Annotated in this window: 26 protein-coding genes; 14 read left to right on the top strand and 12 right to left on the bottom strand. The window is 69.9% G+C overall.

Going from position 1 to position 26,633, the window contains the following annotated elements:
- Genes N177_RS10855 through phnA form a run of 3 tightly spaced genes read right to left on the bottom strand, consistent with a single transcriptional unit; the run spans position 1 to position 4,112 of the window.
- Positions 1 to 1,548 (bottom strand): ABC transporter substrate-binding protein, encoded by a 1,548-nt coding sequence (locus N177_RS10855; protein WP_023432368.1) that lies wholly within the window; start codon positions 1,546 to 1,548, stop codon positions 1 to 3.
- 20 nt (positions 1,549 to 1,568) lie between these two features.
- Entirely contained in the window at positions 1,569 to 2,837 is a 1,269-nt protein-coding gene (locus N177_RS10850) for an alkaline phosphatase family protein (RefSeq protein WP_023432367.1), read from the bottom strand.
- A gap of 3 nt (positions 2,838 to 2,840) precedes the next feature.
- Positions 2,841 to 4,112 (bottom strand): phosphonoacetate hydrolase, encoded by a 1,272-nt coding sequence (gene phnA, locus N177_RS10845; protein WP_023432366.1) that lies wholly within the window; start codon positions 4,110 to 4,112, stop codon positions 2,841 to 2,843.
- A 148-nt stretch (positions 4,113 to 4,260) separates the two neighbouring features.
- On the opposite strand from phnA, the gene N177_RS20605 reads away from it, so the two are divergent.
- Positions 4,261 to 5,235 (top strand): LysR substrate-binding domain-containing protein, encoded by a 975-nt coding sequence (locus N177_RS20605; protein ID WP_081718485.1) that lies wholly within the window; start codon positions 4,261 to 4,263, stop codon positions 5,233 to 5,235.
- Here N177_RS20605 and N177_RS10835 read toward each other — a convergent pair.
- From N177_RS10835 to N177_RS10825, 3 genes are all read right to left on the bottom strand, one after another.
- A complete protein-coding gene (locus N177_RS10835) occupies positions 5,206 to 5,922 on the bottom strand; it encodes a class I SAM-dependent methyltransferase (RefSeq protein WP_081718484.1) in 717 nt (238 codons plus the stop codon). The genes N177_RS20605 and N177_RS10835 overlap by 30 nt on opposite strands.
- Before the next feature lie 81 nt (positions 5,923 to 6,003).
- Complete coding sequence (locus N177_RS10830) at positions 6,004 to 6,879, bottom strand: universal stress protein (protein WP_023432363.1); 876 nt, start codon at positions 6,877 to 6,879, stop codon at positions 6,004 to 6,006.
- A complete protein-coding gene (locus N177_RS10825; protein ID WP_023432362.1) occupies positions 6,876 to 8,576 on the bottom strand; it encodes a cation:proton antiporter in 1,701 nt (566 codons plus the stop codon). The genes N177_RS10830 and N177_RS10825 overlap by 4 nt, the downstream gene beginning before the upstream one ends.
- Positions 8,577 to 8,666: 90 nt before the next feature.
- Between N177_RS10825 and N177_RS10820 the strand changes: the two genes are divergently transcribed.
- Complete coding sequence (locus N177_RS10820) at positions 8,667 to 8,927, top strand: cytochrome c family protein (protein ID WP_040485571.1); 261 nt, start codon at positions 8,667 to 8,669, stop codon at positions 8,925 to 8,927.
- On the opposite strand, the gene N177_RS10815 is transcribed toward N177_RS10820, so the two are convergent.
- Positions 8,928 to 10,391 carry a ferredoxin reductase family protein gene (locus N177_RS10815; protein WP_023432360.1) on the bottom strand — a complete coding sequence of 488 codons (1,464 nt, stop codon included), beginning with the start codon at positions 10,389 to 10,391 and terminating at the stop codon, positions 8,928 to 8,930.
- A gap of 242 nt (positions 10,392 to 10,633) precedes the next feature.
- Here N177_RS10815 and N177_RS10810 point away from each other — a divergent pair, with 242 nt between their 5' ends.
- Positions 10,634 to 10,855 (top strand): hypothetical protein, encoded by a 222-nt coding sequence (locus tag N177_RS10810; protein ID WP_023432358.1) that lies wholly within the window; start codon positions 10,634 to 10,636, stop codon positions 10,853 to 10,855.
- Positions 10,856 to 10,894: 39 nt separating this feature from the next.
- On the opposite strand, the gene N177_RS10805 is transcribed toward N177_RS10810, so the two are convergent.
- Positions 10,895 to 11,956: a helix-turn-helix domain-containing protein gene (locus tag N177_RS10805; protein WP_023432357.1), complete on the bottom strand. Its 1,062-nt coding sequence runs from the start codon at positions 11,954 to 11,956 to the stop codon at positions 10,895 to 10,897.
- A gap of 208 nt (positions 11,957 to 12,164) precedes the next feature.
- Here N177_RS10805 and N177_RS21665 point away from each other — a divergent pair, with 208 nt between their 5' ends.
- The 5 genes from N177_RS21665 (at position 12,165) to N177_RS10780 (ending at position 16,206) form a co-directional block, all read left to right on the top strand.
- Positions 12,165 to 12,437, top strand: a complete 273-nt coding sequence (locus N177_RS21665) for a hypothetical protein (RefSeq protein WP_160170928.1) — start codon at positions 12,165 to 12,167, stop codon at positions 12,435 to 12,437.
- Between the two features lie 113 nt (positions 12,438 to 12,550).
- Positions 12,551 to 13,006: a YeeE/YedE family protein gene (locus N177_RS10795; RefSeq protein ID WP_040485570.1), complete on the top strand. Its 456-nt coding sequence runs from the start codon at positions 12,551 to 12,553 to the stop codon at positions 13,004 to 13,006.
- A complete protein-coding gene (locus tag N177_RS10790) occupies positions 13,006 to 13,452 on the top strand; it encodes a DUF6691 family protein (protein ID WP_023432354.1) in 447 nt (148 codons plus the stop codon). Before N177_RS10795 ends, N177_RS10790 begins: the two co-directional genes overlap by 1 nt.
- On the top strand, positions 13,449 to 14,363 hold the full coding sequence (locus tag N177_RS10785) for an MBL fold metallo-hydrolase (RefSeq protein WP_023432353.1): 915 nt from the start codon (positions 13,449 to 13,451) through the stop codon (positions 14,361 to 14,363). The genes N177_RS10790 and N177_RS10785 overlap by 4 nt, the downstream gene beginning before the upstream one ends.
- Before the next feature lie 97 nt (positions 14,364 to 14,460).
- Entirely contained in the window at positions 14,461 to 16,206 is a 1,746-nt protein-coding gene (locus N177_RS10780) for a SulP family inorganic anion transporter (RefSeq protein ID WP_023432352.1), read from the top strand.
- Between the two features lie 44 nt (positions 16,207 to 16,250).
- Here the strand turns inward: N177_RS10780 and N177_RS10775 are convergent, their stop codons facing one another.
- Positions 16,251 to 18,191, bottom strand: a complete 1,941-nt coding sequence (locus tag N177_RS10775) for a hybrid sensor histidine kinase/response regulator (protein WP_023432351.1) — start codon at positions 18,189 to 18,191, stop codon at positions 16,251 to 16,253.
- Positions 18,192 to 18,530: 339 nt separating this feature from the next.
- On the opposite strand from N177_RS10775, the gene N177_RS10770 reads away from it, so the two are divergent.
- Together N177_RS10770 and N177_RS10765 are read left to right on the top strand one after the other, a co-directional pair.
- On the top strand, positions 18,531 to 18,896 hold the full coding sequence (locus N177_RS10770) for a hypothetical protein (RefSeq protein ID WP_152527895.1): 366 nt from the start codon (positions 18,531 to 18,533) through the stop codon (positions 18,894 to 18,896).
- A 33-nt stretch (positions 18,897 to 18,929) separates the two neighbouring features.
- Positions 18,930 to 19,205, top strand: a complete 276-nt coding sequence (locus tag N177_RS10765; protein WP_023432348.1) for a hypothetical protein — start codon at positions 18,930 to 18,932, stop codon at positions 19,203 to 19,205.
- Positions 19,206 to 19,269: 64 nt separating this feature from the next.
- Here N177_RS10765 and N177_RS10760 read toward each other — a convergent pair whose 3' ends face one another.
- Entirely contained in the window at positions 19,270 to 20,493 is a 1,224-nt protein-coding gene (locus tag N177_RS10760; protein WP_023432347.1) for a LysR family transcriptional regulator, read from the bottom strand.
- Positions 20,494 to 20,757: 264 nt separating this feature from the next.
- On the opposite strand from N177_RS10760, the gene N177_RS10755 reads away from it, so the two are divergent.
- The 4 genes from N177_RS10755 (at position 20,758) to N177_RS10740 (ending at position 24,825) form a co-directional block, all read left to right on the top strand.
- Complete coding sequence (locus tag N177_RS10755; RefSeq protein ID WP_023432345.1) at positions 20,758 to 21,726, top strand: Bug family tripartite tricarboxylate transporter substrate binding protein; 969 nt, start codon at positions 20,758 to 20,760, stop codon at positions 21,724 to 21,726.
- Positions 21,727 to 21,825: 99 nt separating this feature from the next.
- On the top strand, positions 21,826 to 22,248 hold the full coding sequence (locus tag N177_RS10750) for a tripartite tricarboxylate transporter TctB family protein (RefSeq protein ID WP_023432344.1): 423 nt from the start codon (positions 21,826 to 21,828) through the stop codon (positions 22,246 to 22,248).
- Position 22,249: 1 nt separating this feature from the next.
- On the top strand, positions 22,250 to 23,806 hold the full coding sequence (locus tag N177_RS10745) for a tripartite tricarboxylate transporter permease (protein WP_023432343.1): 1,557 nt from the start codon (positions 22,250 to 22,252) through the stop codon (positions 23,804 to 23,806).
- Complete coding sequence (locus tag N177_RS10740) at positions 23,803 to 24,825, top strand: amidohydrolase family protein (protein ID WP_023432342.1); 1,023 nt, start codon at positions 23,803 to 23,805, stop codon at positions 24,823 to 24,825. Before N177_RS10745 ends, N177_RS10740 begins: the two co-directional genes overlap by 4 nt.
- Before the next feature lie 25 nt (positions 24,826 to 24,850).
- Here N177_RS10740 and cuyB read toward each other — a convergent pair whose 3' ends face one another.
- The gene (gene cuyB / locus N177_RS10735; RefSeq protein ID WP_244444269.1) at positions 24,851 to 25,585 is read right to left on the bottom strand and encodes a cysteate racemase; all 735 of its coding nucleotides are present in this window, start codon (positions 25,583 to 25,585) and stop codon (positions 24,851 to 24,853) included.
- On the bottom strand, positions 25,586 to 26,608 hold the full coding sequence (gene cuyA / locus N177_RS10730; protein ID WP_040485568.1) for a D-cysteate sulfo-lyase: 1,023 nt from the start codon (positions 26,606 to 26,608) through the stop codon (positions 25,586 to 25,588). It abuts the gene before it with no gap.
- Positions 26,609 to 26,633: the final 25 nt, after the last annotated feature.

The following is a 26,633-nucleotide window of genomic DNA, read 5'->3' as shown; positions in this document are numbered from 1 at the left end:
TCAGTCCCTGGCGAGCCAGGTCTGGGCGATGCCGCCCGTGGCCCAGTTCGGCGACCAGGTGAAGCCCGGCTCGTAGCCCTGAACCTCCTCGCGCATCGCGATCGTGTTCGCGGCGTGGCCGAGGACGACGGTGTAGTAGCCGTCCATCACCCGGCCCCAGGCGTCGAGGTAGAGCGCCTTCCGCTCGGCCTCGTCGGGCTCCGCCACGGCCGCCTTGATCGTCGCGTCGAGATCGGCGTCCTGGATGCCGCCCCAGAGGACGGGGTTCGGCCCGTCGCTCATCAGCCGCACGAAGCGCAGGAAGATGTCGGCGCGCGGGCCCGACGCCATCGCGTTCATGTCCCAGTCGTACTGGCCGAGCCGGTTCTGGGCACCCAGATCGTCGAGCGCGACGTGGTTCACCTTGAAGCCGAGCTGGCGGACCATCTGCACGACGACCTGCGGATAGTTCTCCTGCCAGGACACGAATTCGATCGTGATCTCCTCCGGCGTCACGCCGGCCTCGGCCAGCATCGCCTTCGCCTTGTCGAGGTCGGGCGCGGCGTGCCGGTCGGCGTCGTGCAGCTCCTGGTCGAAATAGACGTGGCCGGGCATCACCATCTGGTTCGTCACGACCCCGTCCTCGCCGGCCATGAAGTTCATGAAGGCCTGCTTGTCGACTGCGTACATGATCGCCTCGCGAACCTTCGGGTTGTCGAAGGGCGGGCGGGGATTGCGGTTGTTGAAGGAGACGAAGTACCAGGTGGAGTCCTTCAGCGTGCTGACGCGGATGTCGCCGCTCCGGCCGAGCTGGCCCGCCACGTCGCGCGGAACGCTGGCGATGTGGATCTCGCCCGCCCGCATCGCGCTCGCCTTGTCGAGATCGTCGCGCAGGTTCGCCTCCACGGCCTCGAGATACGGCATCTCGCCGCGCCAGTAGTCGTTGTGCGCGGGAGCGTAGAGGCGCAGCTGCGGCTGCCACTCGCCGAAGCTGAACGGGCCGGTGCCGATCGGCGTCGTGATCGTCTCGTCCCAGCCTTCCGACTTCGGCGACACGATCCAGAGTTCAGAGAGCAGGTTCGCCAGCGGCGCGTAGGGCTCGGTCATGGTGAGGACGACGGTGCGCTCGTCGCGCCCCTCCACCGTGCCGACGAGCTTCATCGCGGAGGCGAGCCAGCCGCCCGAGATGTTTTCCTTCACGCGCTCGAAATTCGCCACCACGTCCTGCGCGGTCATGGTGTCGCCGTTGTGGAACTTCACACCCTCGCGCAGGGTGAAGGTGTAGGTCAGGCCGTCGTCGGAGATCTCGTAGCTCTCGGCGAGGAACGGCTCGACGCCGCCGTCGGGCCCGATCGAGGTGAGCGCCTCGACATAGAGCTGCTGCACGGCGATGGAGCCGGTGTGGCGATGGGGATCGGAGGTGTCGAGGCCGAGCGTCGCGTAGTGCAGCACGCCTCCGCGGCTGACCTCCTCGGCGACGAGCGGAAGGGGAAGCGTCGAGGCGAGCGTGGCGAAAGCGACGCCGGCGATCAGCTGGCGGCGGCTCATGGCGAGCAGGGGCGTCTTCATTGTCGTGCTCCGGCGTTTTTTCAGGGGTGGTCGGTCTGCAGGGGGCGGCCGTCGAGATCCTCGGCGGCGAGCCCCAGGTGGGCGAGGCAGGTGGGGGCGATGTCGACGATCGAGCTCGGCGGTTCGCGGCGGACTCCGGGGCGGAAGCCGCGGCCGGCGATCATCAGCACCGGCGACTGCTCGTAGGTTCCGAGGCCGCCGTGCTGCCCGCATCCGTCCCGGTCGGGCTTCGTGCCGAGCGCCTTCACGGCGAAGCTGCGACCGGGGATGCCGTGTTCGTTCGGCGCCTCGCTCGAAGCCATGGAGATCGCGATCGCGAGTCCGTGGGCCTGGTCGTGCCCGTGCTCGGCCAGCGCCTCGCCGTGAAAGACCTCGCCGGCCCAGGGCTGGGCGCGAAGATGCTCGGCGATGGCCGCGACGCGATCTTCGTGTCGGGGGTGCACGTAGACGAGCGCCGCCGTTCCGTTCGGCGCGACCACGACGTCGTCGCTGTCGGCGGCCGCCTTCAGGCCCGCGTCGACCAGCGACTGCGCGACGTCGACCGTCCCGTCGACCGTCTGGTGGCCGTGGTCGGACCCGACGATCAGCAGCACGTCCTCGCCCCGAGCCGCCAGCTCCTCCACCGCCTCGATGAGGGTGCCGGCAATCGCGTCGGCCTCGCACAGCACGTCGAGATGCGCGGCCGATCCGAGCGGCACGGCATGCTGGGTCGTGTCGGGCTCGGACAGCCACAAGACCGACAGGGCCGCCCGGCCGGGCAGGACCTCGTCGACGAAGCGGCGGGCCATCGCCCGGTCGCCGTCGATGCCGGGTGCGATGTCGAGGCCCTCCGCCTCGGGTAGCGGGACGCGGCCCGGGCCGTAGGAGCCCGCGCGGTGATAGACGTGGCCGTGCCCGTCGGGATCGTGAGCGCTGGCGGCTCCCGGCGAGACGTTGTTGAACACCACGACGCCGCCGTGCCCGGCGAGCCGCTCGGCCATCGTCGGCATCTCGAGGGATCGCCCCGTCACGGTCCGGCGGTGCTCGAAGAAGCCCGGGACACCGACGTCGTGCAGCCTGAGCCGGCCGTCCTCCATCAGCGCGCAGGTGTTGCCCGGCAGCCCGTTGCGGCGGGGATGGCAGCCCGTCGCGAAGGCGGCGGAGACGACGCGCGTGCACGAGGGGAACACGGAGCGGTGGTTCGCGAAGCTCTCCGCCCTCTCCGCGAAGCGCGCGAGGCTCGGCGTCGTGTCGGGCCGGAGGAGGTCTCGCCTCAGGCCGTCCAGCATGATTGCGACGATGCGCGCCATGGCTCAGTCGGTCCCGTTGATGGCGACGTCGAAGATGTCGAAATTGCGCAAAGTCCCCCCGGTGCGCGCTTGGTAGGCGGCGTTGAGCGGGCGCGAGAGGATGAAGGGCACGCGCTGCTCCTCTAGGCCGCCATGCGACCTGAGCCGCGTCCCGGCGAGCTGGCCGATGTCGTGGTTCTCGGCACGGGCGCCCAAAGCCACACCCGGCTCCGCGATCACGACGAAGTCGGCCTCCCGCTCCGGCGGCAGCTCGAAGCGCGCGCACGCCTCGTCCCTCGGCAGGACGAGGGCGACGCCGTCGATTGCGGAAATGGCCGCCTGCACCGCGTCGGGGGCGAGGTCGGGAGCCAGGAGATGCACCCGGACGAAGCCGCCCAGCGCGCCGTGATGCCGCACGAAGGGATCGGTGATCGGGCAGATGACGCGCGTCCGGTCTCGTCCGAAACGGGCATCGAGCGCGTCGCCGAGGTAGACGACGTTGGGCGAGCCGTCCTGCCGCGCCATGTCGCTCATGCCGTGGTCGGCGACGATGCCGACGGTCGCGCCGAGCCCGATGAGCCGGCCGACGCGCCTGTCGACCTCGGCCATGAACCGGTTCGCCGCCTCCGCGCCGGGCGCGTGGCTGTGCTGGACGAGGTCCGACAGCGAGAGATACAGGAGGTCGACCGGCCCTTCCTCGAGAAGCCGCACGCCCGCGTCGAGCACGAAGAGGGAGAGGTCCGGCTGGTACTGCTCCGGCGACGGGCGCCCGACGAGCCTCGTCGCGTCCTCTATGCCGTTCTCCGCCATGGTCGCGGCGTCGGCGCGCTCGGCGGAGAAGGAGATGCCGTCGAGGTCCTTCGCGAGCGCCCTCAGGAGCTTGTCCTTGGCCGTCACCGCGGCGACCCGCGCGCCGGCCTTCGAGAACGCCGCGAGGACCGTCGGCGCGATCATGCCCGCGTCATCGAGCATCATCACCTCGCGTCCGGTCTCGGCGTCGAGGTAGTAGTTGCCGGAGATCCCGTGCACGCTCGGCGGCGCGCCGCAGACGATCGAGACGTTGTTGGGGTTCGTGAAGGTCGGCATCGCCGCCAGTGCCTCGACCGCGAAGCCCGTCTCGATCATCGCCTCGAGATGCGGGACGACGCCCGCCTCGCAGGCCGCCTCGACATAGGCCGGGTCGCAGCCGTCGTAGCAGATGACGACGATGGGCCGCCGCGGCCAGCGGTAGGTCCGGCCGTTGACGACGAGGCTCCGATCGTCGGCCGGGATCGGCCGAGGCTGCACGGCGGGCATGCTCTCTCCCTGTAATGAAACTGCCACGAGCTTCCGGTATCGTATCCGGCTCAAGTGGTTTTCAGTAATAACTTGATAAGTGTTATTATGTCTGTGGTGGTTCTGCGGGCAAGCGAAATAAAATCTGCGATATGTGAAAGCAAGTCACATGACAAAACGCCGACTTCCGTCGCTCAAATCTTTACTAGCCTTGGAAAGCGTTGTCCGGAACGGTAGCGTCTCCGGGGCGGCGGAGGAGCTCTGCGTCACCCACGGCGCCGTCAGCAAGCAGATCTCGCATCTGGAGCAGTGGGTGGGACGCCCGCTCTTCACGGAGAAGCGACGCGGCATGATCGCGAGCCCTGACGGCGAGCGGCTCGCCGCCGCGATGGGCGAGGCCTGCGCCATCCTCGCCCGCGCGCTCGACGAGATCGAGGCGGAGGACGAGACGACCGTGCTGACGGCCGTGGCGCCGGCCACCTTCGCGATGCGCTGGCTGATCCCGCGCCTGCCGGGCTTCCAGGGGGCCGATCCGGGTCTGCGGGTGAGGGTCAGGCCGACCCACACGACGGAGGACTGGGACGCGCTCGAGTTCGACGTGATGATCCGTCGGGGCAGGGCGCTCGCGCCACGCCTCGAGCCACGCCCGCTCTTCGTCGAGGAGCTTGGGCTGGTGACGGTGCCGGGCCTCGCGGGCGCGAGCGATCCGCTGGCCCTGCCACTCGTGGCCGCCGACACGCGCCCCGGCGAGCTCGAGAGGTGGCTGAGCCTTGCGACGCGCGCGCGGAAGATGCCGCAGGCCATCCGCTTCCCGCACTTCTACGTGGCGCTCGAGGCCGCACTGTCCGGCATAGGCGCGCTCGTCGCGCCGCTCTTCCTCGTCGAGGAGCTCCTGCGCGGCGGGCATCTGGTCGAGCCCTGGCCGCAATGCCGGGTGCCGGGCGCCGCCTATTGCGTCGGGATCAACCCCGACGGCGCGAACGTCGCCGCCTCCCGCCTCTTCGCCACCTGGCTCGCCACGCGTGCGGGAGGAGGGGCATCCGCCCGGGGCGGCGCGGCCGTGGATCAAGGGCTCGCCGCGCCCGGACCAGGCCGGGAGAGGCGTGGGCCCGCGCTATCGGGAGACGCGACGCTGCCGGGCTGAACGCCTGGCCGAAGCCCGCCAGGGCCGGCGATCCGGCTTCCGCATGAGCGCCACGTCCTTGCGCGGTATCTCGCACGTCCAGCCATGCTCATTCGCGATGAAGCGAAGCGTCTCCTCGCGGTAAAACACGACGTGGGTGAGGTCCTTGCGGTAGTGCCAGCCGGCGAATTTCTCGTCGTCGGTCTGGAAGCAGGTCATGATGCCGAGCCAGGCTCCCGGCTCGAGCAGCCCGTCGAGACGGCGGAACTCGCGGGCGGGATCGTGGAAGTGCTCGACGACCTCGGAGCAGAGGATGAAGTCGTAGCGCTCTGACAGCGCCCCGGGATCGTCCGCGAAGAACGGATCGTACGGCACGACCTCGTGTCCGGATTCCTCGAAGATCGCGGCGAGGGCGGAGCCGCCGCCGCTGCCGAAATCGAGGCCCCTGCGGGGCCCTTCGAGCCTGGCGAGCAGGGGATCGCCGAGCCTTGAGACGAAGCGCCGGTAGCCCGGGTCGTGCGGGTTGTTGCGATGCAGCCGATACTCCGCCCGCTCCGCTTCGGGCGAGGGGTGCATCGTCGGATCGAGCAGGGTCGCGGCGCAGGCGTCGCACCGCCAGTAGGTCCGGCCGTCGACGTGGCAGAAGAGGCGCGGGCCGGGCGACCCGCAGACGAGGCAGGAACCGAGGGCTGGTGTCGCGGCCGTCATCGCACCCGGCCGGCCTCCCACGGCGTCCCGCCGGCGCTGTCGGGTGCCGTCATCGCCACGGCATCCGGTACGTCGGACCCGCTAGAGACTGGCGGCGTCAGCGGCATGGGCGGAGGCCACGACCCGCGGCACGATCAGGAGGTCCGTCGTGCCGCGGCGCAGCAGGGCGGAGCTGACGCTTCCGAGGAGACCGCGCATGAGGCCCCGCCGCGCATGCGTCGAGACGACGATCAGGTCGCAGTTCTCCCGTTCCGCCGTCTCCTGCATGAGAGCGGCGGGCTCGCCCTCGAGGACCCTGAGGCGCGTGCGGCGGGCCAGTTGCGCGTCGAGCGTCGCGTGCAGGCGCTCGGCGAGGCCTTCGGCCATCTCCCGGCCGTGTGCCTCGATGTCCTCCCGGCTCGCTCCGGCGTAGGCCATGAGACCGGCCGCGAGCGCGTCGAAGGCATGGAGGATCACGAGTTGCTCGGGCCGCACCTCGCCCCAGCCGTCGATCACGTGGGCGAGCTCCATCGCCTCGCCACTCTCCACCCCGAGGAGCGCCCTGAGATAGGGTTTCGCCTCCGGGCGCCGGGCGATCAGGACGGGCACGGAGGACAGCCTGACGAGCCGCTCGATCGTCGTGTCCCTGAAGACGTCGCGGATGGCGCTGTGCCGATGGTCGCCCGCGACGATCAGGCCGGCGCCCGCGGACGCGGCTTCTTCGTGCAGGGCGACGTAGATGTCGCCGGTGACCACAAGGTGGCGCGCCGGGACGGAGCCCGCCCGGGCCGCCACCTCGGCCGAAAGATACTCCTCGGCCTCGGCCACGAGGCCCTGCACGATTCCCCGCGGCTGGTCGTCGTCGACGACGTGCAGGACGAGCAGCTCCGCGCCGGCACCCCTTGCGATGAGGGCCGCCCGGTCCACGGCCCTGTCTCCCCGCTTCGACAGGTCCGTCGCTGCGACGACCATCCTCATGCGGCAGCTCCTTCGCTTGTTCTTCCGAACGACACCATATCCGCGTCGAGGTCGATGATGTCCTTCACGGCCGCGCTCGCCGCCGCGGCGAAGGGGTAGAGGACGAGGTCGGTGCCGCCTTCGCCGAGGCGCCGGCCTTCCGCGTCGTCCCGCGCGGTGATCGCGATGCGGCCGCTGAAGGTGTGACTGCGCAACGCGGCGAGCAGGCCGCTCCGGGCATCGGTCTCGGTCAGGAGGATCGTTCCGTAGGGCACCGCCAGCACGATCCAGCGCGCCTGCCCGAGCGGGAGCTCGGCCCAGAACTCCTGCTCCGTCACGTCGCCGAACCGGACGCGACGGCCCTTGCTCCTCCACTCCCGCACCGCGCGGGGATCGACGTCGACACCCAGCACCTGCATCCCCGCATCCTCGAGCTTCACGAGCAGCTCGCCGCCGAACCGTCCGAGGCCGAAGAGTATGACGTCGGTCGGACGCTCGCCGACGTTCTCGCCGGGGCCTTCCGGGCGGCGCCCGAAGTCGAAGGGCGCGAGCAGCGGCTGCGCCCAGCGGTAGAGCTGCTGCGAATAGGTGATCATGTAGACCGAGGTGGCGATCGTCACGAGCCCCACGAGCGTGACGAGCCCGACGGCCGACTGGTCGACATGGCCGAGGCTCACGCCCATCGCGATGAAGATGAGCGAGAACTCCGAGATCTGGGCCACGGTGAGGCCGGCGAGGAAGCCGGTGCGCGCGCGGTAGCCCATCCACGCCATGATCAGGACGACGATCAGCGGGTTGCCGACCAGCACGAACAGCGAGAATGCGACGGCGCTTCCCAGATGCGAGCCGAGGGTCGAGAGATCGAGCGCCGCGCCGATCGAGAGGAAGAAGAAGAGGAGCAGGAAGTCGCGCATGGACGAAAGCCGCGCCGAGATCATGTCCCGGTGAGCCGTGGAGCCGAGCGAGACGCCGGCGATCAGGCCTCCGAGCTCCTTGCCGAGCCCGGCGACATCGGCGACGGAGGCCGCCGCGGCTGCCCAGCCGATGCCGAATATCACGAGAAGCTCCGGCGTCCGCGCCAGCCGCTCGACGAGCGGATCGGCGAGATAGCGGACGAACAGGACGAGGAACACGATGGCCCCGACGAGGGCGCCGAGCGTCCGGACGAGCGAGCCGGCGCCGCCTTCGCCCGCGCCGATGCCGAGCGTCGACAGGGCGACCATCGCGACGACCACGAAGATGTCCTGCACGATGAGGAAGCCCAGCGCGATCTGGCCGTGCAGCGTCTCGAGCTCGCGCTTGTCGGTGAGGAGCTTCACGATGATGATGGTCGACGAGAAGGTCAGCGCCACCGCGACGTAGAGGCTCGTGACCGCGTCGAGCCCGAGGGCGAGGCCGATCAGGAAGCCCGCGACGGAAGTGAACACGACCTGCCCCAGCCCGGTCGCCACGGCGACGGGACCGAGCGTGCGAACCAGCCGCCAGTCGAGCTTCAGGCCGACGAGGAACAGAAGGAGGGCGATCCCGAGCTCCGCGAGGAAGTGGATCTGGTCGTCGGTTCCGGTGCCCGTCGTGAAGAGGGCGCCCGAGACGATGCCGATCGCGATGAAGCTGACGATGACCGGCTGGCGCAGCGCCGCCCCGACCGCTCCCAGGGCAGCCGCAGCCAGCAGGAGCCAGGCGATCTCCTGGAAGATGAGGTCCGTCCCCGCTACCATGAGGGCACCGGATCTGCCGAGACCGCGCGGCAGGGCGAACGGCCGGATAGAGCCCGGCCGCCCGGGACGGAACGCATCGTGAGGTGAGACATGAGACCCGCTGCCATCGTTCTTATCGCGAGCGCCCTGACGGCCAGCCCCGCATTGGCCGAGGCAGACGCGACGGCCTCTGGCGAGGAGGCGTACCGGGAGGCCTGCGCCGAATGCCACCGCAGCCCCGAGCGCCTCGTCCGCGGCATGCGCGGCGACGAGAGCGAGCGGCGGGAGCGCCTGGAGGCTTTCCTCATCGACCACCACGCACCGGATGAGGGCATGCGCCAGTCCGTCATCGCCTATCTCCTGAGCCTCTGATCATCGCAGGGCGAATGCGGCGGCGCCCGCGGCCAGTACGAGGCCGATCGCTGCGAACCGTCCGTTCTGGCGCCGATCGGCCCTCGATCCCGGGCCGGCAGAGTAGTCGAAGCGCTCGTAGACCACGTTCTGGATCGGCAGGCCGAGGTCGAGAAGCGCGTCGGCCGCCGAGGTGATCATCCCATGTCGGCCGCAGATCATGGCGAGTGTCCGCGTCCGGTCGAGACCGCGCAGCGCGACCTCGAGCCGCGCCCGGTCGATCATGCCGACGGAGCCCTTCCAGCCCGCCGCAGGCGTCTCGCTCACGAGATCGACCTCGAGGTCTATCAGGGACGCGAATTCCGCGATCTCCCGTTGGGCGACGATCTTGTCGGGGCTGCCCCCGCCATAGACGAGCCGGACCGGACGCGGGTCTGCGGACGCTGCGAGGTCGCGCAGGAGCCCGAGGATCGGTGCTATGCCGACGCCGCCGGCCACCAGCAGGATGGCGTCGGCGTCCCGGCCGTCGACCGCGAAGCTGCCGTGCGGCCCGTCGATCCCGATGCGGGTGCCGGGCTTCACCTCGCCGATCCGCCGCGTGAAGTCGCCGATTTCCTTGATCACGAGGCGCAGGCCCGGCTGCCGCGGGGAGGAAGCGATCGAGAACGGGTGGTCGAAGAGAGGGAACAGGCGGGGTGCGACGGTCATCCAGACGAACTGCCCGGCGCCGTAGCGGAACGTCCCCGTGTCCCGCTCGGGCGCGAGCTCCAGTTCCCAGAGGGCCGTGCCGATTTTCGTGTTCGAGACGAGCCGCCAGCCGTCCCGGCGCAGGCGCCACCACCTGACGCCGTAGAGAACGGCGATGCTCGCGACCACGAGGCCTGCAACGGCCAGCCACGCGATGGCGACGATCCGCTCCGCGGCATAGGTGCCGACGGTGAGCGCGTGGTGCAGCCCACCGGCCACCGCCACGACCGCCAGCACGAGGTGGCCGCCGCGCCATGCCTCGTAGGGGAACGGCAGGCGTTCGCGGAGGACCGCGAGGAGCACCAGCAGGATCGCCGCCAGCCACGCCACGACGCCGGTCGCGAGGCGCGGCGCGGCGAACATGCCGAGGATGCGGTCGACCCCGCGGGCCGGATTGTCGATCAGCGTCGGCGCGACGTAGAGGAGGGGGTGGAGGATCACCGCCATGAGGATCCACCGTGCCGCCTGCTTGTGGAACGCCATCGTCACGTCGATGCCGAGCCGGCCGGCGAACGTCTCGAAGCGGCCCGAGGTCACGAACTGCACGGCCATGGAAGCCAGGGCCACGGATCCGGCGGCCGTGCCGGCTTCGGACCACGCATCCGCGGGGGGAACGCCCGTGCCGACGGCGAGGACCAGGGGAAGGAGAGCCGCGGCGACGTAGAGCGACGCCAGTGCCCAGCCCGGCAACGCCGCGCGCGCCGGAGCGGAAGCCGCGAACACGCTCTGATCTCGCATCGGCTCTCCCTGCCAGGCCACCGGGTCCCCGTCGTCTCCCCAGCCTACGGGCCGTCGGCGGGCGTGCAACTCCGTCAAAACACGGGTGGGTTGCGACCGCCGCTGCTGCGCCTTCTCTTCGGGAAAGCGCGGTCGCCACGGGCCCATGGTGACGCTGGCCAAGCCGGCGGGCCCGAGGGCTTTGACGGACAGGGCGTCGCGCCTATGTCGAGGCGGGTGAGACCTCATCGAGGAGATGACGGATGACATTGACACGAAGCGAGGTGACCGAGGTTCTGGGGCCGGTCGGCAACACGCTCGCGGCCGACATCATCGCGACCGGGGCGACGCGCCAGGAGCTCCTCGAGGCCTGGATGTGGGTCAACAGCGACGAGGCGCTCGTCGGCGAGGGGAGGGAGCTGCCACGCGGTCGCGTGGCGCAGCTCGCCGACCTTCTCGCGCCGCAGGACGACGAGGACCTCTGATCGTGCACGCCAGCGCCGCCTTCCATCCCGCGGCTGGACCTAGACGGCCAGGTGGTGCAGCCAGTGCTCGTAGCGGTGGCCGGCGCCCGAGGCGGTCCGGGCCGCCGGGGCGAGGTCGACGCCCTCGTGGCGAGCTTCGCGGGGGGAGCGGCCGAAGCGCCGGCGGAAGGCGCGGCTGAACGCGCTCTCGTTGCGGAAGCCGCAGGTGGCCGCGATCTCGTAGACCGGGCGAAAGCGGTTGCGCGGGTCGGCCAGAGCCGACAGCGCCCGGCGCAGCCGCCGCTCCCGGATGTGGGCGTTGACGCCGCCGAGCGGCGCGAACAGGGCGTAGAGCTTCGTGCGGGACAGGCCGGCCGTCCCGCAGATCTGCGAGGCCGATAGCCCGGGGTCCGAGAGGTTCTGCTCGATCAGCCGCTTGCAGGTCCCGAGCTGGGCCACGCGCGGAGCGGCGTCGAGCCCGGCCGCGTGCTCGCACCCGTTGAGGCAGGCGGCGACCATCGTCGTGGTGGCCCGGGAGACTTCCCGGGCCTGGGTCGTGGTCAGCCGCCGGCCGACGCGCGTCAGGGCCACCAGATGGTCGCGCAGCATCGCTGCCAGCGGCTCGGCGGTTCGCAGCGTCCGCATATGCTGGTCGTCGGGGGCGAACAGCGCGTCTGACAGGGCCTCGCGCGGTATCACGAGGGAGAGGTTCGTGAAGCTCGGCGTGCGGCTCGTCATCTCCCGGGCGAGGTCGAAGACGACGAGAGCCTGACCGTCGGCGAAGGTCGAGCGGGGCCCGTCGCCGGCTTCCATTTCCCCTTCGGCGAAAAGCTGGACCATGTAGTGGTCCATCCCGTCGCGCGCGATCGTCGAGGCGGAGCGGCGCCAGCTCTGGGCCCGGCTCGTCGTGCGCGCCAGCATCAGCTGGCCGAGAAGCCACGCCTCGACCTCCGCGTCGAAATCGAGAAGCCTCGTCTCCCTCTCGGCTTCCACGTCGAAGATGCAGGAGATGCTCTCCTTCCAGAGCCCGAAACGCTCTCCCGGCGGCGCATCGACGACACGGAAGACGGAGTGCGGGACGGGCACGGCGGTGCGCGTGCGATGCTCGTCTTTCCCGTTCATGGCGAACGCCCCCCTTCGCGCCGCGTTCGGCCCCCGCCGCCCTCGGCACCGTGCGGTAGCTGCCGGAACCCACGACCCCACGACCCGTTTCCATCGGCCGGGACGGACGGCACGGTTTCCCGGACGCCAGGCAAGGTAGAAGTCGCATCTTATCAGGCCGTGAATCCTACGGTCGGACGGGATCGCAGTGAGGAGACGTCGCGCCGCCATGTCCGGACCGCCAATCGAAAGCTCGAACCGCCAAGCTCCCTCTCGCCACGTGCGGGATGGAGCCCTCGCGGCGGGCGGACGTCGTGCGGCGGCGGTCGCGCTCGCGGCGGTCGCGGCGGCCGTCGCGTTGTCCTTCCTCATCGAGAGCGCAGGTCCCCTTCTGGCCGCCGGCCTCATCGATGCGGGGAACACGGCGGACGTCGCGGCGGCGGAGCCTCCGGTTCCGCAACCCTCCCAAGCGCGACCCGGCGAGCCGCTCCGCCTCTTCTGAGCCCGTAGCCTGCCTCTTTCGTATATTAGGCTTGACTAATGTAAGTAGAGCCAACATATGTCGCCTCAGACCCGGCGGCGCCCCTCGCGCCACGGCCGGTGCGAGAGGTTGAGATGTTGTCCGTTCCCACAGAATTCACGCCCGTGGCATCGCTTCTCGGCGGCGTCCTGATCGGGCTCTCCGCCGTGATGGCGATGGCCCTGTTCGGCCGGATCGCCGGCATCACCGGCATCGTCACCCAGACGATGTGGGCCAAGGCCGCCCACAGGGCCGGGGACTGGAGCTGGAGGGCCGCCTTCCTTCTCGGGCTGCTCGCCGCACCGCTCCTCTATGCCCTCGCCACGGGATCGCCCGTGGAGCAGACGGTGTCCGGCAACCTGCCGCTGATGGCGGTGGCGGGGCTGCTCGTCGGCTTCGGCACCGCTCTCGGCTCCGGCTGCACGTCCGGCCACGGCGTCTGCGGTCTCGCCCGCCTGTCGCCGCGCTCGCTCGTGTCCGTGCTGGTCTTCATGGGCGTCGCGGTCGCGACCGTCACGATCGCCCGTCACGTTCTGGCTGGAGTTCTCTGATGCGTCCGTTCCTCGGTTTCGCGGCCGGCCTCGTCTTCGGCCTCGGCCTCGTCATATCCGGCATGGCCGACCCGGCGAAGGTCCTGAACTTCCTCGACCTCTTCGGCACATGGGACCCGAGCCTCGCCTTCGTCATGGGCGGTGCGGTGGTCGCCACGTTCCTCGGCTACCGCCTCGCCTGGCGGCGGTCGCGGCCGGTGCTCATGCAGCGCTTCGAGCTTCCGAGCTCGAAGACTATAGACGGCAAGCTCGTCGCGGGCGCCGCGATCTTCGGCCTCGGCTGGGGGCTCGGCGGCTACTGCCCGGGGCCGGCGCTGACCGCCCTGCCGCTCCTCGCGCCCGGAACCCTCGTCTTCGTCCCGGCCATGCTCATCGGCATGTGGGCAGGAGTGCGCACCCGCAACACGAACTTCTTCTCGACCTCCAACAAGGGAGCAACCGCATGAGCGATCGCATGAATGAACGGGTCGTGCGCCATTCCCCCTCGCGCGGGCCCGGAAGCCCGGACGTATGGGGCATCTACGAGCCCGACACCGGCTCGATCCAGTACCTCTGCGCCGACCCGGCGACGAAGAAGGCGGCGCTGATCGACGTCGTCTGGAACTTCGATCCGAAGCACTACCGAACCGACCTCGGCTCGATGAACCAGATCCTCGACCTCGTGAAGGAGAACGGTCTGACGGTCGAGTGGGTGCTCGACACCCACCCGCACGCCGACCACTGGATGGCCTCGGCGCATCTGAAGGCGGCGACCGGAGCACCGACGGCGATCGGCGAGAAGGTTCGCGAGATCGCCGGGATCTGGCGCGAGATCTACCACATGCCGGACGCCTTCGACCCGGACAGGGACTTCGACCGCCTGTTCAGGGAGGGCGAGACGTTCCGGATCGGCGAGCTCAAGGCGAAGGTCATGCTGTCGCCCGGCCACACGCTCGGCTCGATCACCTATGTCGTCGGCGACGCGGCCTTCGTGCACGACACGCTGATGCATCCCGACGCCGGCACCTCGCGCGCCGATTTCCCCGGAGGGGACGCAGCCGTGCTTTGGGATTCGATCCAGGCGATCCTCACCCTGCCGCCGGAAACGCGGCTCTTCGTGGGGCATGACTACGGCACCTCGGACCGCAAGGAGCCGATGTGGGAGGCCACCGTCGCCGAGCACAAGGCGTCGAACATCCACGTGAAGGACGGCACGACGCGTGAGGACTGGATCAAGCGCCGGCAGGACCGGGACAAGACGCTGTCGCTGCCCGACCGCATCCTCGCCGCGCTCCAGGTGAACCTCCGCGGGGGACGCCTGCCGGAGGCCGAGAGCGACGGCCGGCACTACCTCAAGCTGCCGGTCAACCGCTTCTGACCGGGAGCGAAGGCGCCCTCTCTTCGCCCCCGGGGAGAGGGTGCCGACCTTCCAATGCGGCTGATCGACCCGGCCGCACCACGTCCGGACGACACCCATGAGCCGACCTCAGCTAGCCCGCCACCTGCCGATCCTCGGCTGGGCCCGCACCTATAACGGTCACACGCTGACGAACGATCTCGTGGCGGCGGCGATCGTGACGATCATGCTGATCCCGCAGTCGCTCGCCTACGCGATGCTGGCGGGGCTGCCGCCGGTCGTCGGCCTCTATGCCTCGATCCTGCCGCTCGTCGCCTACGCGATCTTCGGCACGAGCCGCACCCTCGCGGTCGGGCCGGTCGCGGTCGTGTCGCTCATGACGGCAGCCGCGGTCTCGGAGGTGGCGGCGCCCGGCTCGCCGGAGTACGTGGCAGCGGCGGCGGCGCTCGCCCTGATGTCGGGTGCGATGCTTCTCCTCATGGGGATCCTGCGCCTCGGCTTCGTCGCCAATCTCCTGTCGCATCCCGTCATCTCGGGCTTCATCACGGCGTCGGGGATCCTCATCGCGGCCTCGCAGCTCCAGCACATTCTGGGCGTGCGGGCGGGGGGCCACACGCTGCCCGAGGTGACGGCCTCGCTCTGGTCGGCCGCGGCACAGACGAACCTCTTCACGCTGGCGATCGGCTGCGGCGCGCTCGGCTTTCTGTTCTGGGTGCGCAAGGGCCTGAAGCCGCTTCTCCTGAGAGCGGGACTGCGCGACTACGCCGCCGGCCTCGTCGCGCGCGCCGGTCCGGTGATCGCGGTGGCGGCGAGCATCCTGCTCGCGGCCGGCCTGGGCCTGGCAGAGAGGGGCGTCGCGGTCGTCGGCGACATACCGTCCGGCCTGCCTCCTTTCGGCATGCCGCTGCTCGACCTCTCGCTCTACGCCTCGTTGGCCCTGCCGGCGCTGATGATCTCGGTCATCGGCTTCGTCGAGTCGGTCTCCGTCGCGCAGACGCTCGCCGCCAAGCGCCGCCAGTCGATCGTGCCGGACCAGGAGCTCGTGGGCCTCGGCGCCTCCAACATCGCGGCGGCCTTCTCCGGCGGCTATCCCGTCACCGGCGGCTTCGCACGCTCCGTCGTCAATTTCGACGCGGGCGCCGAAACCCCCGCCGCCGGCGCCTTCACGGCCGTCGGCATCGCGGCGGCGTCGCTGTTCCTGACCCCGTTCCTCTACTACCTGCCGAACGCCGTCCTCGCCGCGACGATCATCGTGGCGGTGCTGAGCCTGGTCGACCTCGGGTCCCTCCGGCGCAGCTGGCGCTACTCCCGGCACGATTTCGCGGCGATGCTCGCCACGATCATCGTGACGTTGGGCTTCGGCGTGGAGGCCGGCATCGTCGCCGGCGTCGCCATCACGGTGGCGCTGCTCCTGTGGCGCACCTCCCGGCCGCACATCGCCGTCGTCGGGCAGGTGCCGGGCACGGAGCACTACCGCAACGTGCTCCGGCACGAGGTGGCGACGGACGAGAGCGTCCTGTCGATGCGGATCGACGAGAGCCTCAGCTTCGCCAACGCGCGCGCGATCGAGGACTTCATCCTGCGCGAGGTGGCGGCGCGGCCGAGGCTGCGCCATGTCGTGCTCCAGTGCACGGCGGTGAACGAGATCGACGGCAGCGCCCTCGAAACGCTCGAGCTCGTCATGCACCGGCTGGCGGCGCAGGGGATCGACCTGCATCTGAGCGAGGTGAAGGGGCCGGTCATGGACCGGCTGGAGCGCAGCGACTTCCTCAGTCACCTCACCGGCGGCGTCTACCTGACGCACCACCGGGCGATAATGGATCTCGCCCCCGAGCTGACGCGCCGGACCACCGGCGCGCCGTGAGGCCCGTCGGCGCCGGCCGACCCCTCATCCGGACCCGGCGTGGGTCACCATTCGCCGACGGCGCGGATGGCCCGCACGAGATCGTCCTGCAGGAACGGCTTGGACAGGCGCGGCAGATCGTTGTCGGCGTCCGGCGGAAGCTCGGCGTAGCCGGTGGCGAGGATGAACGGCAGGCCGGGGCGCTCCGAGCCCACCCGCTTCGCGAGCTCGGTGCCGGTCATGTGCGGCATGGCCTGGTCGGATATCACGAGGTCGATAGCGGGCTCGCGCCGCAGGATATCGAGGGCCTGCTGGCCGGATGCCGCCTCGAAGACGCGGTGCCCCAGATCCTCCAGCATGGCCGCGGTGCTCATGAGGACGAGGCCGTCGTCGTCGACGGCGAGGATGCGGAGGGGGCGGATCTTCGCCGCCGTCCCTTCCTCCTCGGCCGCCGCCTCCGGTATCTCGGCGACGGCCACCGGCTCGTCCGCCGCCACCGGCAGCCAGATCTCCGCCGTCGTGCCTTCGCCCAGCCGGCTCTTCAGGACGAGCCGACCGCCCGACTGCTCGGCCAGGCCGTGCACCATCGAGAGGCCGAGCCCGGTGCCCTTGCCGACCCCCTTCGTCGTGAAAAACGGGTCGAGCGCCCGGGCGAGCGTCTCCTCGTCCATGCCCTGACCCTCGTCGGTCACGGAGAGGCAGACATAGGGCCCCGCCGGCAGGCCTGTCGGGTGCCTGCCGCCGAGCGTCTCGGACCGCGCGGCGATGACGAGCCGGCCGCCGCCAGGCATCGCGTCCCGCGCGTTGACCACGAGGTTCAGGAGCGCCGTCTCGAGCTGGTTCGCGTCGGACCGGACCGGCGGAAGGGCGAGAGGGAAACGCGTCTCGATCAGGATTTCGGGCCCGATCGAGCGCTGCAGCAGCTCCGCCATGCCGCGCACGAGGTCGGGCAGGTCGACCGGCAGCATGTCGAGTTCCTGCCGCCTCGCGAAGGCCAGCATGCGCTCCGTCAGGGCGGCGCCGCGCCTGGCCCCCTGGACCGCGTTCTCCAGGAGGCGCAACGCCGCCGGATCGTCGTCGGGCAGCCTCTTGCGCAGGAGCTCGAGGCTGCCCAGCACCGCCATCAGCAGGTTGTTGAAGTCGTGCGCCACCCCGCCGGTGAGCTGCCCGATCGCCTCGGTCTTCTGCGCCTGGAAGAGCGCCTCGCGTGCCTCCTCCAGGGCGCGCTGGGCCTCCTTGCGCTCCGTGATGTCGCGGGTGACCTTGGCGAAGCCGATGAGCGTGCCTTGCTCGTCGCGGATCGCGACGACGACGACGTGCGCCCAGAAGCGGCTGCCGTCCTTCCGGATACGCACCGCTTCCCGCTCGAAGCGCCCCACCCGGGCGGCGGTATCGAGCGCGCGCTCCGGCTCTCCGGCGTCGCGGTCCTCCTGGGTGTAGAACCGGGAGAAGTGCTCCCCCAGGATCTCCTCCGGCAGGTAGCCCTTGATCCGCTGGGCGCCCTGGTTCCAACTCGTCACGCGGCCGCCGGGATCGAGCATGTAGATCGCGTAGTCGCTGACACCCTGGACGAGGACCCGGAACTGCTCCTCGCTCCGCCGGAGCGCCTCCCGGGCGAGCTTGCGCTCCGCCAGGTCGTGGGTGATCTTCGCGAAGCCGATGAGCGTTCCGGCATTGTCCCTGATGGGGTCGATCACGACATGGGCCCAGAAGCGGCTGCCGTCCTTGCGCAGCCGCCAGCCCTCGGCCTCGAAGCGTCCGTCGCCGGCTGCGGTCGCGAGGGCCCGCTGCGGCAGGCCAGTCCGGCGATCCTCCTCGGTGTAGAAGCGGGAGAAGTGCTCTCCCAGAACCTCGCCCTGCTCGTAACCCTTGAACCGCTGCGCGCCGGGGTTCCAGCTCGTCACGTGACCGCCGGCGTCCAGCATGTAGATCGCGTAGTCGGTGATCGCGTCGACGAGCAGCCTGTAACGCTGCTCGTCGGAGTTCTTCGTCAGGGGGATATGCACTCCCGTGGTGTCCTCAGGGTCGATCAGGGCGCTGGCTCCAAGGCATATCCGCCGATTCATAGGCCTAGCTACGTTGCGTTCACAAGAACGTCATCGTGGACGCCTGGATCGTGAGGGACACACCCACCTCCGACATTCCGGCCGGGCGTTGCAGGAACGCAACCAGTGGCGGCCGGGAACAGGGCGGCAGCTTCCGGGCCGTTTCCCCGGGACGACGTGCTTCCTCCCTCCGTCGCCAGGCCGTGATTTCACCGCGCACCACGCGTTTCCAGTCGGATTCCTCTTGTTCTGCGGCCGAAGTGCGGCAAGATCACGCAGGGGAAGAGACGAGCGGGGCAGATGGAAAGGCGAGGGATCGCTCCCGTCCCGGGGATGATCGGGGCGGTCGCGACGGTGGTGGTGGCGACACTCCTGGTGGCGCTCCTCGCCAGGAAGCAACCCTGGATCGGGCTCGGGCTGGCGCCGGATGACGGCGGATTGCGGATCGTCTCCGTCGATCCGGCCGGCCCGGCCAGCGAATCGCTGGAGCCGGGAGACAGGCTCGTGGCGATCTCCGCTCCCGCCGGCGGCAGGATCGCGCTCGAGCCGTCCGACATCGCCGAGGACCCCGACGCCTTCGACAGCTACGCGTCCCTGGACAGGTTCTACGAGCGGCAGGAGGCGATATCCCGGCTTCTCGCCAGCGGAGGGATAACGCTCCGATGACGGCCGACTTCGCCGCCGGCACCTTCGCGGGCGATGCGACGGGGCTCGCGACCAACGCGGGGGGGCACGGCGATCGACGGCGGATCGGCGAGCTTCAGCGGGACGATAGACGGCAGCAGCTTCGCGGCCGACACGGTCGCGCTGCAGGGAGGCGGCGGTGCGGCCTTCACGGTGGACGAAGGCTACATGGCCGGTGGGTTCTTCGGCGCCGATGCGAAGGAGGTGGCCGGTGTCGCCGGCGCGGCGGGCGTCAATCCCGCCGGCGCCGCCTATGAGGTCGAGACGATGTTCGCGGCAGGCAAGCAGTAGGCCCCGCGACGGGACATGGCGGCCCCGCCGCCATGTCCCGTTCCTTGCCCAGGGTCCCACCCCGTCAATGGCCCCTGGCCACGTCGCGCAAAACGGCGAGCGCGTCGGCGGCGGCCGCGGTGAGGATCGCCCCTTTCCGCTGCAGCAGGCAGATCTCACGCGCCGGCAGGTCGAAGGCCAGGTCGAGGGGGACGATCGACACGTCCTCGCCCTCGGGGGAAAACTCCGACACCGAGCGGAAGCAGATCTGCCGCGATTCCATCACCAGCTTCCGGATGATCGTGTAGGAGCTCGTTTCGACCGCACCTTCCGGGTCCCGCCCCGCCACTGCGCGGAAGGTCGAAACCAGCAGAGCCCGGGTGACCGTCCCGACCGGCGGGAGGATGAAGGGGTAGTCCAGAACCTCCCCGGCGGGCACGGCCTTCCGTCCCGCCAGCGGATGGTCGCGCGACACGAAGAGCTTCATCCGGTCACGCAGGAGGGTCTCGACCTTCACCCCCTCGAGCATCACCGCCTCGGGCCGGGCGCAGATGATCACGTCGACCTCGCCCGCATGCATCGCGACGAGCAGGGAATCGAGCGGCCCCTCGACCGTGCGCACGACGATCTGGGGGAACCGGCCCACGACCTCCTTGATCGCCCGGGGGAGGACGGCGTTCCGGGAGTATGCGAGGCCGCCGATGCAGACGAGGCCCGATGGCGCGCCGCGAAGCGACGCGATGTCGTCGTCGATCCGGCGCAGCTCCGACAGGATCCTGCGCGAAGCCATGGCGACGGACGCTCCTGCCGGCGTTGGGATCATGCCCCGCGGCGTGCGCACGAAGAGCGCGACGCCGAGATCCGTCTCGAGGGCCCGGATGGAGGAGGAGACGGCCGGCTGCGTGACGGAGAGCAGGTGCGCGGCGCCCTGCACCGAGCCGAGATTGTGGACGGACACGAGGGCGCGCAGCCGCGAGACGTCCACCTGCATCCGGAACAGGCAGGCCTGTCGGCCGCGCAACCCCGCATGCCCCGACCGCTCCAGAAGGTCCCGCAGGCTCGCGAGCTCGTTCTCGATGATGCGGCAGCGCGCATCGCACGCCAGGCCCGCAGGGGTCGGTGCCACGCCGGCCCGGGATCGGGTGAGAAGCGGGCGCCCGAACCGCGTCTCAAGCATTTCGAGCGACCGGGCTATCGCGGAATGGCTGCGCCGCAGCGCGTCTCCTGCGGCGGAAATGCGGCCGCAGTCGACCACGGCCATGAAGGCCGAGAGATGCCTGAGGGAGAGTTTGGCGCTGGCCTCGCGCACCGCCAGGTCCTTTGCTCGGTGACGGTCTTGCGGCGGCGGCTTCACTCCGACCGGTGGATCTGCAAAGCCGAGCTGTCCCTTCATGTCATGCAAATCGCCCGGGAACAAAGGACTTTCCTCCGGGCTTCGCGGCGGTTGCGATCCCGGCCCGAAGGCTGATGCTGCCAGGGGTATAAGCGGATTCGACGGTCGCATAGCGAGATTGTCGTGGCCGCCTGGCGTCCGGGCATGGCTATCTCACGGGAAAAAACCGGGAGGAAAGCCATGTTGAAGAAGATTGTCGGACTGACCGCTGGCCTTGCCTTCGCGCTGGGAGCAGCAGGGGCAGCCAATGCCCAGTACCCCGAGCGTGCCGTGACGATCGTCGTGCCGTTCTCGGCGGGCGGCAACAGCGACGTCATCGCACGGATCGTCGCCGACCATATGAGCGGCGAGCTCGGACAGCCGGTCGTGGTCGAGAATCGCGGCGGCGGCGGCGGCACGGTCGGCGCCAGCATGGTCGCCGGGGCCGAGCCGGACGGCTACACGCTGCTGCTGGCGACGGCCGGCACGCACTCGGTCAACCCGGGGCTGCGCGACGTCGGCTACGATCCGATCGAGGACTTCGACCCGATCAGTGTCGCCGTCATCTCGTCCGTCCTTCTCGTCGTGCACCCTTCCGTCGAGGCGGAGACGGCTGAGGAGTTGATCGAGCTGACCTCGTCGGGCGAGGGGCAGTTCAACTACGCCTCCGGAGGGATCGGTACCGTCGCCCACGTTGCGGGCGAGCTCTACAACGAGATGACCGGCTCGCAGCTCGTGCACGTTCCCTACCAGGGCGCGGGCGCCGCCCTGAACGACGTCGTCGCGGGGCGGATCCATGTCTACATGAACAACATCCCGGCGATCCTGACGCATGTCCGCTCCGGGGCCCTGCGGCCCTTGGCGCTGGCCGCCGACGAGCGCTCGAATCTGTTGCCGGACGTGCCGACGACGGGCGAGGTAGGGCTCGAGGGCTTCGAGATGGGGTCGTGGTTCGGCATCGTCGCCCCGGCCGGCACGCCGGACGAGGCGGTGACCCGGCTCCACGAGGCGATGGCGTCGATGAAGGACTCCGAGAAGGTGAAGGAGCGGCTCGAGGCGGTCGGCTCCGAGGTCGCCGTGTCGGAATCTCCGGAGGTCTTCGGCGAGTATATGCGGGAGCAGCTCTCCTGGTGGGCCGACGTGCTCGACAACCCCGCTTTCCGCGAGTGAGGCAGGCCCACGGCCGCACATTCCGCCCGACCGCAGCCACCAGGTGACGACCGGTCGGGCGGCAGGCGCCCGCCGGCTTTCGCTTAGCAGGGAGTGACCATGCGCAGGGATCTCTTGTGGCTCGTGCTCGCCGTGCTCGGCGGCGTCGCCTTCGTCGTCGCACTGGGCTTCAGGATGGGGACGGTCTCCAATATCGGCTCGGCCGTCTACCCGCTGATGCTGTCGGGGACGATCGTGCTGATCTCCGGCTACGCCCTGCTCGCCGGCGGAGACGCAGCTTCTAAGCCGTTCGACGTCCGGCCCTTCGGGGCCATCGTTTCGGCCGTCCTCCTCTTCGTCCTTCTCGTCGAGCGCGTGGGGCTCGTCCCGGCGGTCGTCGTCTCGATGGTCGCGGCCTATGCCGGCCAGAGCGAAGGAGGCTATCTCTCCTTCCTCGTCTATGCCGGGCTCTTCGCCCTCGGCACGTGGCTCCTCTTCTCCTTCGTCCTCGGGCTTCCCCTGCCGGCGGTGAAGGTGGGCTGACGTGGAGAACATCGCTCTCGGCCTCGAAATGGCGCTGACGGTGGAGAACCTCGTCGCGTGTTTCGCCGGCGTCTTCATCGGCACCGCGATCGGCGTCATCCCGGGCATCGGCGCCATGGCGGCGATCGCGCTCCTCCTGCCGATGACCTTCGCGCTCGATCCCACGACCGGCATCGTGATGCTGGCCGGCGTCTATTACGGCGCGGAGTATGGCGGCTCCACCGCCTCGATCCTCCTCAACCTGCCGGGAACCCCGTCGAACGCCATCACCTGCCTCGACGGCTATCCGATGGCGAAGGCCGGGCGCGCGGACACGGCGCTCTTCATGACGACGATCGCCTCGTTCGTCGGCGGCAGCATCGGCATCGTCGTCCTGTCGCTCCTGACGCCGGCCATCGTGCAGGTGGCGAAGGCGTTCGGCCCGGCCGAGTACTTCGCCCTGATCCTGTTCTGCTTCGTGGCGGTTTCGACCGTCGGTGGGGCCGACCCGAAGCGCAACTTCGCGATGGTGGCGATCGGCGCGCTTCTCGGCACCGTCGGTGTCGACATCTACGACGGCGTCGATCGCTACACCTTCGGCTCGCACTACCTGATCGACGGCATCGGTCTGGTGCCGGTGGCGATGGGCCTGTTCGGCCTGTCCGAGATCATCATGTCCGTTCGAGCCGGCTCCCATCGCGTGCGCCATCGGGTGAGCTTCGTCTCGATGCTGCCGACGGGGCAGGAGTGGCGGCGCAGCGCCCTTCCGATGGTCCGGGGCGCGCTGGCCGGCTGCTTCTTCGGCCCGCTGCCGGGAACGGGGCCGTCGGTCGCCGCGATCGTGAGCTACGCCAACGAGAAGAAGCTCTCGAAGCGGCCGCAGGAGTTCGGGCACGGCGCGATCGAGGGGCTCGCGGCTCCCGAGGCGTCGAACAACGCGGCCGTGCAGACGGCCTTCGTCCCGACCCTCGCCCTCGGCATTCCCGGCACGCCGACCATGGCGATCATGATCGGCGCGCTGATGATCCACGGCATCGTGCCGGGGCCGCTCTTCATCAGCCAGGAGCCGCAGCTCTTCTGGGGGCTCGTGATGAGCTTCTGGATCGGCAACGTCTTCCTGCTGCTCCTCAACATCCCGCTCATCGGCCTGTGGGTGTCGTTCCTGAACATACCGTACAGGCTACTCTACCCCTCCATCGTCATCCTGATCTGCGTCGGCTCCTACAGCATCAACAACAGCGTGGCGGACGTGCTCGTGATGCTCGTCGTCGGCGTGGCCGGATACGTGCTCCGGCTTCACGGCTTCATGCCCGCGCCGCTCCTCATCGGCTTCGTGCTGAGCCCGATGCTCGAGGAGAACTTCCGCCGGGCGATGATCATGGGGCGGGGCGACCCGACCTACCTTCTCTCGAGCCATATCAGCGCCGGCGCCCTCGTCCTCGCCGGGCTTCTCATCCTGTCGGTCGTGGCGGGCGAACCACTGCGGCGGCGGATCGCGGCCGCCCGGAAGCGCGAGCGCGCGACGGACAACTCCAACGTGACCGACGACACCCAGCCAGGAGCTCGCAAGACACCATGATCATCGACTGCCATGGCCACTACACCACGGCACCTGCCCAGCACGAGGGCTGGCGGAAGATGCAGATCGACTGCCATGGCGACATGGCCCGGATGCGCGGCCAGGAAGGGCCCGTCATCTCAGACGACGAGATCCGCGAGAGCCTCGAGAAGACCCAGCTGCGCCTGCAGCGGGAGCGGGGCACCGACCTCACGATCTTCTCGCCCCGCGCCGGCGGCATGGGCCACCATGTCGGTACCGAGGAGATGAGCCGCCAGTGGTCGCGCATCTGCAACGACCTCATCAGGCGGGTCTGCGACCTCTATCCCGACAATTTCGCGCCGGTCTGCCAACTGCCGCAGTCGCCGGGCTGTCCGCCCGGGAACGTGATCCCCGAGCTCGTGCGCTGCGTGGAGGAGATGGGGTTCGTCGGCTGCAACCTGAACCCCGACCCGAGCGGCGGCCACTGGCGCGATCCCCCGCTGACCGACCCGTGGTGGTTCCCGGTCTACGAGAAGCTCGTCGAGCTCGACGTGCCGGCGATGATCCACGTCAGCCAGTCGTGCAACCCGAACTTCCACTTCACCGGCGCGCATTACCTGAACGCCGACACGACGGCCTTCATGCAGCTCCTGACCTCGGACCTCTTCGAGCGCTTTCCGGGCCTGAAGCTGATCATTCCCCATGGCGGCGGCGCCGTGCCCTATCACTGGGGCCGCTACCGCGGCATCGCGATCGACATGAAGCGCCGCGAGCCGAAGGCGCTGATGGGGCAGGGGCTCTATTTCGACACCTGCGTCTACCACCAGCCGGGCATGGATCTCCTGACCGGCGTCGTGCCGGTCGACCACGTGCTCTTCGCCTCCGAGATGCACGGCGCCGTGCGCTGCGCCGACCCGGAGACCGGCCACCACTTCGACGACACGCGCCGCTATATCGAGGCGAACCAGGCCCTGAGCGAGGAGGACCGGCGGAAGATCTTCCACGGCAACGCGCTGAAGGTCTTCAGCCGGCTGAAGCTGCGGGCGCGGGCCGCATGAGCGCGGCAGAGGGCGGGGCGGCCCGTCAGGCGGGCTCCGCCTCCACCGCCTCGCCGCAGGAGAAGGCGATCGCCGCATCCGCCAGGACGTCGACCGTGTCGATGGCCGGCGGCCCCGAAGGTATGGCGTCGGCGATGATCGAGAATTCGGAGCAGGCGACGATCAGCACGTCCGCGCCGCGCGTGCCGAGCTCCTCGGCCGCCTGCGCCAGGGCGTGCCGGGCCTCCCTGCTTCGGCTCGACACCTTCACCCGGCGGATGGCGTCGAGGAGCCTGTCCTGGTTCTCGGGATAGACCGTACCGAGCCCCCGCGCCGCGAAGGCGCGGTCGAAGATGCCGGTGATCTTCAGGGCCGGCGACCCGAGGATGCCCGCCCGGCGGGCCCCCAGCCCCTCGGCCCTGGCCGCCGAGAGCTCGACCATGTCGAGGAACGGGATCCGGACGGCGCCGGCGATCGTGGCCGCGTAGTGATGGGCGGTGTTGCACGGCATCGCCAGCGCGTCGGCGCCCGCGGCCTCGAGCCCCCGCGCCATCGCGGCGAGCACGGGCGCGGGATCCTCGCCCGTGCCCTCGATGATGGCCTTCACGCGGGAGGGCACCTGCGGGTTGTTGTCGACGATCATCGGCACGTGGTCCTGATCGTCGCTCACCGTCGTGCGCTCGATGATCCGCTGCATGAGGAGCACCGTCGCCTCGGGGCCCATCCCGCCGAGAATGCCGATGCGCCGCCTGTGGGGAAGCTCCGACACGAGGCTACCCAATCAGGCCGCGGTCTCGAGCACCGGCCGGCGCTCGAAATAGGAGGTGTAGCCGAAGAGCGCGGCCGAGCCGCCCGTGTGCAGGAACACGACGCGCTGCCCCTTCTTGAACTCGCCCTTGCGGACGAGATCGATCAGACCCGCCGCGCCCTTGCCGGAATAGACGGGGTCGAGGAGGATGCCCTCGAGCTCGGCGAACATCCCGATCGCCTCGAGCGTGCTCTCTGCGGGAATGCCGTAGCCTTCGCCGACATAGTCCGTGTTCGCGACGACGTCCTCGCGCGTGACGACCCCCGGGCAGCCGAGCTTCTCGGCCGTCTTCTGGGCGAGCGCGAAGACGCTCTCCTCCTGCTTCGGCCGCGGCGCGCGCACCCCGATGCCGAGGAGCGGCACGTTCGCGTTCATCGCCTTCAGCCCGGTGACGAGCCCGGCCTGCGTGCCCGCGCTGCCCGTCGCGTGAACGAGCGTGTCGATCACGAGGCCCTCGTCGTTCGCCTGGCTCAGGAGCTCGAAGGCGCAGTTGACGTAGCCGAGGGCGCCGGTCGCGTTCGAGCCGCCGCCCGGGATCGTGTAGACGCGCTTGCCGTCGGCCCGCAGGCGCTCGGCCACCGCCTCCATCTCCGCGTTCATGTCGAGACCCGGGCCCCGCTTCTCGGCCGTCGCGCCGTGCAGGCCGTCGAGGAAGACGTTGCCGTTCTCGTTGTAGTTCTGGTCCTTCGAACCCGTGCGGTCCTCGAGCAGGATGTGGCACGCCATGCCGAGCTTCGCCGCCGCCGCCGCCGTCTGGCGCGCGTGGTTCGACTGGGTCGCCCCTTGCGTCATCACCATCTCAGCGCCCTGCTCGGCGGCCTCGGCCATCAGGAACTCGAGCTTGCGCGTCTTGTTGCCGCCCGTCGACAGGCCGGTGCAGTCGTCGCGCTTGACCCAGATCTCGGGCCCGCCAAGCTCGCGCGACAGGCGGTCGAGGCGCTCGAGCGGGGTGGGCAGGTGGGCGAGGCGGATGCGGGGAAAGCGCGAGATGTGCATGATGACCCGTCGGCTGTAAGATGCA

This window comes from Lutibaculum baratangense AMV1 (genome assembly GCF_000496075.1).
GTDB classification, from domain to species: domain Bacteria; phylum Pseudomonadota; class Alphaproteobacteria; order Rhizobiales; family Tepidamorphaceae; genus Lutibaculum; species Lutibaculum baratangense.
This window is presented reverse-complemented; position numbering and strand designations above follow the sequence as displayed.